General features: G+C 73.4%; 6 protein-coding genes. 2 read left to right on the top strand and 4 right to left on the bottom strand.

What is annotated here, in order from left to right:
- On the bottom strand, positions 1-1,732 hold a 1,732-nt coding region (locus tag AC13HU_RS22745; RefSeq protein WP_483043783.1), incomplete at its 3' end, for a TPM domain-containing protein.
- Positions 1,733-2,283: 551 nt separating this feature from the next.
- Between AC13HU_RS22745 and AC13HU_RS22740 the strand changes: the two genes are divergently transcribed.
- A complete protein-coding gene (locus tag AC13HU_RS22740; protein ID WP_483043782.1) occupies positions 2,284-4,374 on the top strand; it encodes an ATP-binding protein in 2,091 nt (696 codons plus the stop codon).
- Positions 4,371-5,942, top strand: a complete 1,572-nt coding sequence (locus tag AC13HU_RS22735) for an ABC transporter substrate-binding protein (protein WP_483043781.1) — start codon at positions 4,371-4,373, stop codon at positions 5,940-5,942. Before AC13HU_RS22740 ends, AC13HU_RS22735 begins: the two co-directional genes overlap by 4 nt.
- Positions 5,943-6,015: 73 nt before the next feature.
- On the opposite strand, the gene AC13HU_RS22730 is transcribed toward AC13HU_RS22735, so the two are convergent.
- Genes AC13HU_RS22730 through AC13HU_RS22720 form a run of 3 tightly spaced genes read right to left on the bottom strand, consistent with a single transcriptional unit; the run spans position 6,016 to position 9,582 of the window.
- Positions 6,016-6,789, bottom strand: a complete 774-nt coding sequence (locus tag AC13HU_RS22730) for a succinate dehydrogenase/fumarate reductase iron-sulfur subunit (protein ID WP_483043780.1) — start codon at positions 6,787-6,789, stop codon at positions 6,016-6,018.
- Positions 6,786-8,705, bottom strand: coding sequence for a fumarate reductase/succinate dehydrogenase flavoprotein subunit (locus AC13HU_RS22725; RefSeq protein ID WP_483043779.1), 1,920 nt, complete (start codon positions 8,703-8,705; stop codon positions 6,786-6,788). Before AC13HU_RS22725 ends, AC13HU_RS22730 begins: the two co-directional genes overlap by 4 nt.
- A gap of 1 nt (position 8,706) precedes the next feature.
- A complete protein-coding gene (locus AC13HU_RS22720; protein ID WP_483043778.1) occupies positions 8,707-9,582 on the bottom strand; it encodes a hypothetical protein in 876 nt (291 codons plus the stop codon).
- Positions 9,583-9,815 lie beyond the last annotated feature (233 nt).

Raw genomic sequence — 9,815 nt, 5'->3', positions numbered from 1 at the left:
CGCTCTCCGCCCGCGCCACCCGCCCGCGCAGCTCGGCGTGCGCGGGGCCGGAGGGATACGGCTGTGCCGGGCCGCTCACGGTGCCGCCGCCCGCGCCACCGTCACCCGCGCCGTCACCCGCGCCTGCCGGGCCGGTCAGCCAGTCCGCCGCGCCGGTGCCCGCGCCGCCGCCGCTGCCCGCGCCCGCCGGGCCGTTCAGCCAGTCCGCCGCGCCGGTGCCCGCCGTGGTCGGACCGGTGCCCGGGCCGCCCGCCGGGGCGTTTCCGCCCGGGCCCGCGGCCGATTCCGTGCTGCCGCCCTGGGGCGGGCCCGCGCCCAGGATCGCGCGGGCCTCGGCGAGATCGGCCTCGGTCTCCGCCAGCGCCTCGGCCAGTTTCGTGTCGGCCGCGTGCAGCTCCTGCTCCCTTCGGGTGACGGAGTCGGCGAGCATGGTGGCCTGGTCCAGGGCGCCCTCGGCGGCGCGGACGAAGACCGCGGCCCGGCCGTGGTCGGTGCCGATCGCGGTGTGTGCCTGCTCCAGGCTGGTCCGGGCGAAGTCGAGCCGGTCGCGGGCCTCGGCGGGGTAGCCGGCCACCGGTTCGAGCGCGGAGTCGGCGTACCGCGCCGCCAGCGGGCCGAGCGCGGCCGCCGCGGCGTCGATCCGGGCCGGCAGCGCCGCCGCCTTCTCCTCGGCCCGCGCCAGTACCTGCGGGGCGTTCGCCTCCATCGCGCGCAGCCGGTCGAACGCCTCCGACTCCGCGTCCAGCCGCCGGTTCGCCTGGGTGCAGCGGGACAGGATCTCGTCGAGCATCTGCCGCCGGGTCTCGTCGTCCTCGGGGTAGGCGTCGTCGAGTTTCTGCCGCAGCCGGAACGCCGCGGTCAGCTCGCCCTTGGCGTACTCCACCGCCTCGCCGAACGGCTGCGCGGCGTCCTCGCCGAACTGCGCCGCCGCGAACCCCACGTCCTCCTGGCTGGTGCGTACCGCGTCGTCGGTGGCCACCAGCAGCTCGCGCGCCTGCGCGTCCAGTTCCGGCAGCGGCGTGACCGGCACCGGCTGCTTCGGCCGCGACCGCCACTCGCTGGCGCCCTGCCCTGCCGACGTCCGCACCGGGCGCTGGTGGCTCGCCCGCCTGCGGTACGCCCACCCGCCCAGCAGCAGCGCCGCGCCCAGCGCGACCACCGGAATCCATATCGAGCCGGACGAGCGGCTGCCCGTGCCGCCCGGGTCCGTCGCGCCCGGGGTGATGGCCGGGGCGGTCACCGGGTTGCCGCTGAGTACCGCGGCGTAGCCGTTCGCCGCGCCGACCGCCGCGCCCGCCCAGTCGTCGTGCCGTAGCGCGGGCTCGATCGCCTGGTCGCCGACCTCGTCGATCTGCCGCTGGGTGAGCCCGGCCTCCTGGTCGGCCGACACCGCGTACTGGCGGTCGTGGGTGGCCACCGCCAGCAGCACGTCCCTACGGCCCAGGCCGTTCCTCACCGCGGTCGCGTTCGCCCAGTCCTGCGGTGCCGCGCCGGAGAAGCCGTTCACGTACACCGCGAAGAGCTGGAGCTTCTGCCGGTCGTAGAGCTGGTTCAGGGCGGCCTGCACCTCGCCGGTCCGGCCCTGCAACGCGCCCACCTTGTCGGTGACCTGGCCGGTCCTGGCCAGGGGTATCGGGGCGTCCGCAGCCGCCCGTACGGGCAGTCCGGCGCCCGTCGCCAGTGCGGCCAGCGCCGCCAGCGCGGCGGCCGACGACTTACGTTTGTGGCGCACCGCGTTGCCTCCCGCTGTCCGCGCCACGGCCCACCGCGTGGCTCTTTTCGGGAGCGTATGTGCGGCTTATGCGTCGCGCGACCGGGGAGCCGTCGCGAGCCCGATAGCGTGCCCTGCCCCGGGCACAGGGGCGGTCACTACCGGAAATTCCCCGAACGAGGGAGGGTTTCCGGTTTTCGGGACGGGTCCCCACCGGGTCGGTCTACTCTCCCTATTCCACCGATGGGGGGAACTTCTCCGGCCCCGGAGCTGATTCCCGTCCGGAACGGAAACGCGCGCCCGCGCGGATTCCGCGCCGGACGGCTCAGGATTCCCCCGGTTTTCCGGGGTGTCCGGGATTCGCCGGGAGATCGCCAGGAGATCGCCGGGAGATCGCCGGAAGCGCCGGCGGGGAATCCCGAGCCATCACGGAAATCGGTGCCAATGGTGCCCCGGGCGGGCTCCGGATATCCCGGCGGTCCGGGATTCCGGGGCCGGTCCCGGTGAAGTCGGTGAATCCGATGGGGGCGGGGCCGGCGGTGTGCCGGTCCTGACGGCGGGAGACGTGGGACATGACGGACGGCAGGCTGTACGGCCGTGTGCGGGTGGTGGAGTTCACCGGGGACGCGCTGAGACGCTCGGGCATCCCCGCGCGGCCGCTGCCGATCGTGCTGCTGGTCGGCCCGCGCGGCAGCGGCGGATCGGTGCTGCTCGACCGGCTGTGGACGGAGTTCAGCGGGCGCTGCCTGAGCGTCCGGCTCGACCTGGGCCGGGCCGAGGCGGTCGAGGACATCGTGCTGGCCGCGGTCCAGGGCTGGGGGCGCCGGGTCCCGGGCATCCGCCCGATCCGCTTCTGCCGCACCCGGATGATCTTCAAGGCGCTGAGCTTCGTGGACGCCGGCGGTGGCCGGGCCGCGTTCGAGGCGTATCTGCGGGCCGGCCCGCAGGACGCCGCCGCCAACTCCGCGCTCAACGGCCTCGCGGCCCGCGCCGCGCCGCTGCTGCCCGCCGACCAGCAGGTGCTGCTGTCGGCCGCCGCCAAGGCGCTGGGCATGCTGCTGTCCGCGGTCGGCCGGCGCCGGCGCGGCGACGCGGAGGCCAGGCGCTGGCTGAAGGACCACGCGCCCGGCGTCGGCAGCGCGGAGGACCGGCTGTGGGAGATCCACCGCCGCCACCACGGGCGCAGCGACGCGCCGGACGCGGCCCGTACGGCGCTGAAGACGGTGTGTGCCGCCCTGCTGGCCGACCTGCGCCGGGACTTCAACCGGCGCTCCCTGCGCGGCCAGCGGCCCGCCAACTGCCTGCTGATGCTGGACAACGCCGGCAGCCGGGCCGGCGAACTGTTCCTGGAACTGCTCGCCGAGTGCCGCCGGGAGAGCCACCGGGCCCGCGAGCAGCCCGACCCCGCGCTGGTGGTGGCCGCCCGGCGGGGCCGGGCGCACACCGTGATGGCGCCGCTCGCCTCCACCGACGACCGGCTGAGCTTCGCCGTCCGGCACCCCGCCGCGCCCGCGGGCGAGGACCACCCGGTGTGGTGGTACCCGATCCGGCTCACCGACCTCGGCCACGAGGACGTGGTGGTGATGTGCGGCAGCAGCGTGCTGGGCAGCCAGAAGCGCGACGCGAGCCACCTGCGCGACCTGACCGACGGTCACCCGGAGGCGGTCGACCGGCTCGCCCACCTGCTGGCCCGGCCCGACGCGGCCGCGGACGACCCGCGCCGGCTGCTGGACCGGCCGCTGCCCGCCGCCGACTACCTGCCCGACCACTGGGTTCCGCCGGCCCGCCGCACCCCGCCCGGACCCGAGGAGGCGGCCGCCGCCGGTCCGAGCGTGGCCGCGTACCTGCTGCGCCGCATCCTCGCCGACGACCACGTCGACGGGCCGGAGGACGGCATCGGCCCCGAGGGCGGCTCGCTGCTGGACACCATGGCGGTGCTCGCGCTCACCCCGGGGCTCCGGCTGGGCGCCGGCACCGCGGCGCTGCACTTCCTGGGCTGGACCCGCTTCGACGCCGCCACCGCCCGCCGCCGGCTCGGCGCGACATTGTGGCTGGAGGAGGAGCCCGAGCCGCCCGACGGACCGGACGCGCCCGCCGCACCGGGCACTTCGGTCCCGCCCGGTGGGCATGCCGTCCGGCTGCATCCGCTGGCCGCCCTGCTGCTGCACCGCCGGCTCGCCGCCGTCCCCGAGGTGTGGGACGGCGCCCACCAGGGCTATGCCGCCCACTACTCCGGCGCCCACGACGCGCCGTTGCGCCACCACCACCTCCTCGCGCAGGCCACCGCGTCCCGCCGGGAGCCGTTGACCGCGGTCGCCGGCTACCTGGAGCGGGAGTACGACCGCTGCGAGTCGCCCGAGCAATGGAAGCTGATCCTGCGTCAGGTGGCCGCGGCGCCCAACCGGCTGCGTACGGACGGCGATCCGCGCACCTTCGTCACCGCGCTCGCCGGGCGGCCCGACCCGCGCGACCGCAACCGGACCATCAGCCGCCTGGTGACCGCGCAATGGCTCTACGGCGACCGGTCGTTCGACCCGCGCCACCACCTGGCCGGGCTGATCTCCGACGAGTACGGAAACCTCGCCGCGATCTCCGGAGGCAACGAGGCGCTGTTCCAGGAGTCCGGGAATTACCACCGCATCGAGGAGGAGTGGGATCGATGAGAGAGTCGCGTGCGCTCCGAGGACTCGAGCAGTGGTACGGGAATCAGCCCCGACCGATGAAGACCGGGGTGGTGGTGGCGGTCCTGTCAGGGCTCGTCGCGGGCCTGTTCGGCGTGTTCGGGCTGGTCGACCACTTCCGGAACCAGCCGTGTATGCGCGGCGGCGCCACCGCCGTCACCCATCACGGCGCGAACGGCGAGTGCGTCGGCATCACCGACGGGTCGTACCCTTTCGACCCGCGGCTGAAAGGCGTCGAGGACGCGATCCGGAAGGAGAACCGGACCATCACCCGTGAGCACCCGCACGACTACGTCAGCGTGGTGGTGCTGCTGCCGATCTCCGGCCACAGCGGCAGCATCATGTCGATGGGCGCCGTTGTCGAGCAGGTGCGCGGCGCCTACACCGCGCAGTACTACGCCAACCGGCAGAACGTCGAGGGCGTCGCGCCGTACATCCAGCTCCTGATCGGCAGCGACGGGTACCAGGCCAACCAGTGGAAGGCGGCCACCTCCGCGATCGAGCAGGCCACCGCCCAGCACGTGGCGGCCGTGACCGGGCTCGGCCTGAGCCTGGACGGCACCCGCAGCGCGGTGCGCGAACTGACCGGCCGGAACATCCCGGTGGTCGGTTCGAGCATCACCGCCGACAGCTTCAGCAACATCAGGAACTTCGTCCGGGTCGCCCCGAGCAACCAGGACAACATGGCCGCCGCCCTGTCGTACGTGCGGGCGGATTCCACCCGCGCGGTCCTGGTCGAGGACGGCAACGCGGGCGACAGCTACGACGCCACGCTGGTGAGCGGGTTCCGGAAGTTCGCCGCTATACCGCACCACCGGATCGTCGACGTGGAGCCGTTCGACACGACCAAACGCGACCGGGCCACCTCGGAGTCGGAGCAGGCCGAGGCCGAGCAGGAGGTCGCCACCCGGATCAGCCAGATGGCGCTGGACATCTGCGCCCAGCAGCCCGCGGTGGTGCTCTTCGCCGGCCGCGGCCAGGACGTCGGGGTGCTGGTGCACGCCTTCGCCAACACCTGCCTGGACAAGCGGATCGAGATCGTCAGCGGCGACGACATGTCGAACCTCGCGATCACCCCGCAGTTCCGGCGCGACCTGAACGGCCATGTCACGGTGGACTATGCGGGCGTCGCGCACCCCGACGAGTGGACGTCGGCCCACGACCCCGCGGCGGCGGGGGACGAGCAGGAGGGCGCCCGCGGCTTCCGCACCTTCGACCAGACCTTCCAACGGCTCTTCCCCGGTGGTTCGTTGACCGACGGCAACACCATGACGGCATACGACGCGACGCTGACCGGTGTGTCCGCGGTCCGGCTGACCGAGCAGCGGCAGCCGCACGCCGACGCGGTGGCAGGCGAACTCGGCGCGCTCCAGGGCGCGCACCAGGTGCTCGGCGCGAGCGGCCCGATCCGGTTCAGCGCGAACTACCAGACCAGCCGCACCGGCAGCAATCCGGTCGACAAGGCCAGCCCGATCCTGCGGCTGGGCCCGGACGGCAACCCGCGGGTGCTGGAGGTGGCGTGGCCGTCGGCCGCGCCGCCCGTCGGGTGAACTCCCGTCGCGGGAGCCGCTGTCGGGGCGACGCGGCCGTGCCGCGTACCTGTCGTGCCGTGGGCCGATCGGCCTACTGGCCGCGTCGCCGGATCTTCGAGCCGAGCCACACCAGCGGGTCGTACTTGCGGTCGACGGCGCGCTCCTTCAACGGGATCAGCGCGTTGTCGGTGATGTGGATGTGCTCCGGGCAGACCTCCGTGCAGCACTTGGTGATGTTGCAGTAGCCCAGGCCGTGGTCGTCCTGTGCGGACTCCGCCCGGGTCGGGCCGCCGTCCGCGGCCGCGGCGTCCAGCGGGTGCATGTCCAGCTCCGCGATCCGCATCAGGAACCGCGGACCGGCGAACGCGTCCTTGTTCTCCTCGTGGTCGCGCACCACGTGGCAGGTGTCCTGGCACAGGAAGCACTCGATGCACTTGCGGAACTCCTGCGAGCGTTCCACGTCGACCTGCGCCATCCGGTACTCCCCGGCCGCGACCCCCTTCGGCGCCACGAACGCCGGGATCTCGCGGGCCTTGGCGTAGTTGAAGGACACGTCGGTGACCAGGTCGCGGACGACCGGGAAGGCCCGCAGCGGGGTGACCGTCACGGTCTCGCCCTGCTCGAAGACCGACATCCGGGTCATGCACATCAGCCGGGGCCGCCCGTTGACCTCCGCGCTGCACGAACCGCACTTGCCCGCCTTGCAGTTCCAGCGCACCGCGAGGTCGGTCGCCTGGGTGGCCTGGAGCCGGTGGATGATGTCGAGCACCACCTCGCCGTCGTTCACCTCGACGTCGTAGTCCTGCAGCCCGCCGCCCTCGGCGTCGCCCCGCCACACCCGGAACCGGGCCGTGTAAGCGCTCACGCGTCCAACTCCTCGTCCGTCAGGTACTTCAGCAGCTCGTCCCGTTCGAACAGATCGAGCAGGTCGGGCCGGATCGGGCTGGTCGGGCGGCGGCGCAGGTCCACCGCGCCGCCGGCCGCGTCCGACAGCTCGCACACCAGGTTGACCTTGCGCCAGGTGCGATCCATGTCCGGATGGTCGTCGCGGGTGTGGCCGCCGCGGCTCTCGGTACGCTCCAGCGCCGCCCGCGCCACGCACTCGCTGACCAGCAGCATGTTGCGCAGGTCGATCGCCAGGTGCCAGCCCGGGTTGAACTGCCGGTGCCCCTCCACCCCGGCCCGCACGGCCCGCTCCCGCAGCACCGCCAGCCGCTGGAGCGCCTGCTCCATCTCCGGGGCCCGCCGGATGATCCCGACCAGGTCGTTCATCACCTGCTGCAACTCCTGGTGCAGGGTGTACGGGTTCTCCACGGCGCCGCTCTCCGCGCCGGCGTCCGCCGCGTCCGCCGCGCCGAACGGCCGCAGCGCCTCCGCCGCGGCCTGGTCGATCTGCGCCTCGTCCGCGACCGGGCGGGCGTCGCCGAGGCCGGCCGCGTACTGCGCCGCGTACAGCCCGGCGCGGCGGCCGAAGACCAGCAGGTCGGAAAGGGAGTTGCCGCCCAGCCGGTTGGAGCCGTGCATCCCGCCGGCCACCTCGCCGGCCGCGAACAGCCCCGGCACCCCGGCCGCCGCCGCGGTGTCCGGGTCCACGTCGACCCCGCCCATCATGTAGTGGCAGGTCGGTCCGACCTCCATCGGCTCGGCGGTGATGTCGACATCGGCCAGCTCCTTGAACTGGTGGTGCATCGACGGGAGTCGGCGGGTGATCTCCTCGGCCGTCAGCCGGGTGGACACGTCCAGGAACACCCCGCCGTGCGGGGAGCCGCGCCCGGCCTTCACCTCGGAGTTGATCGCGCGGGCCACCTCGTCGCGCGGCAGCAGCTCCGGTGGCCTGCGGTGGCGGTCCGGGTCGGTGTACCAGCCGTCGGCCTCGTCCTCGGTCTGCGCGTACTTCTCCTTGAACACGTCCGGCACGTAGCCGAACATGAACCGTTTGCCCTCGCTGTTGCGCAGCACCCCGCCGTCGCCGCGCACCGACTCGGTGACGAGGATGCCCTTCACCGACGGCGGCCAGACCATCCCGGTCGGGTGGAACTGGATGAACTCCATGTTGATCAGCGGCGCCCCGGCCAGCAGCGCCAGCGCGTGCCCGTCGCCGGTGTACTCCCACGAGTTGGAGGTGACCTTGAACGACTTGCCGATCCCGCCGGTGGCCAGCACCACCGCGGGCGCGTCGATCACGAACAGCCGCCCCGACTCGCGGACGTACCCGAAGACCCCGGCGACCTCGCCGCCCGGGCCCTTCAGGACGCGGGTGACCGTGCACTCCTGGAAGACCTTCAGCCCGGACTCGTAGTCGCCGGTCTCGGCATGGTCCTCCTGCTGGAGCGAGACGATCTTCTGCTGGAGGGTGCGGATCAGCTCCAGGCCGGTACGGTCGCCGACGTGCGCCAGCCGCGGGTACTCGTGGCCGCCGAAGTTGCGCTGCGAGATCTTCCCGTCCGCGGTGCGGTCGAACAGCGCGCCCCAGGTCTCCAGTTCCCACACCCGGTCCGGGGCCTCCTTGGCGTGCAGCTCGGCCATCCGCCAGTGGTTGAGGAACTTCCCGCCGCGCATGGTGTCGCGGAAGTGCACCTGCCAGTTGTCGCCGGAGTTGACGTTGCCCATGCTCGCCGCGATGCCGCCCTCGGCCATCACCGTGTGCGCCTTGCCGAACAGGGACTTGCAGATCACCGCGGTCCGCAGCCCCTGCTCGCGTGCCTCGATCGCGGCGCGCAGCCCCGCGCCGCCCGCGCCGACCACGACCACGTCGTACGCGTGCCGTTCCACATTCGTCATGTCAGAAGAACCTCGGATCGTCGAATACGCCGCTGGACACCAGGTACACGTACAAGTCCGCGACACCGACGCTGATCAGCGAGGACCAGGCGAGCAGCATGTGGCGGCCGTTGAGCACTCCCACCCACCCCCACAACCGGTAGCGCACCGGGTGGGCGGAGAAGTGCCGCAGCTTGCCGCCGATGATGTGCCGGCAGGAGTGGCAGGAGAGGGTGTACGCCCAGATCAGGCCGACGTTCACCAGCAGGACGAGGGTGCCGAGCCCGGCGTGGCCCCAGTTGCCGTGCTTGTCGCGGAAGGCGAGCACCGTGTCGTAGGTGAGGATGCCCGCGACCACCACGGCCAGGTAGAAGAAGTAGCGGTGGACGTTCTGCAGGATCAGCGGCAGCCGGGTCTCGCCGCTGTACGACGCGTGCGGCTCGGCCACGGCGCAGGCCGGCGGCGAGAGCCAGAACGACCGGTAGTACGTCTTGCGGTAGTAGTAGCAGGTCAGCCGGAAGCCCAGCGGGAAGATCAGCACCAGCAGGGCGGGCGACAGGCCCCACCAGTTCCCGAACAGATGCCAGTCGGCGCCGCCGTTCATGTCCGTGCAGTTCGAGGCGAGGCAGGGCGAGTAGAACGGCGACACGTACGGCGCCGCGTAGTAGTGCGTGTTCGCGAACGCCCGCCAGGTCGAGTAGCCGATGAACGCGGCCAGGCCGAGCGCGCTGACCAGGGGCGGCAGCCACCATCGGTCGGTTCTCAGATGCGGCGCGGAGATCGCCGCGCGGCCGGGACCGCCGACGCCGTGGGCGATCCGCGCGGGGGCGGCCGGCGGTATGCCGGGCGATGCGCTCGGTGGGGTGCTCGGGGTGCTCGGGGTCGGTCCGGTGGACAAAGGGGACTCCGCGGGAGATGACAGGGGACACACCCGCCGAAGCGCGGCGGGCCGGGGCCGGGATGGCCGCGGGAGCGGCGCCCGGCGTCACACGCCGGGGCCACCGGGGGAGGGGGAAAGGCGGTTCGGCGGCCCGGGAGGAGCGGCCGCGGCCGGCCGTCCGTACGGCGACGGCCGGCGGTACGGCTCAGGGCGCGTGCCGGTACGGGGAGCCGAGCCCCTCGTCCTCGGCG

It is taken from the genome of Streptomyces sp. NH27 (assembly GCF_056859195.1).
The sequence above is the reverse complement of the archived record's forward strand: the minus strand, read 5'-3'. Positions and strand labels throughout refer to the sequence as shown.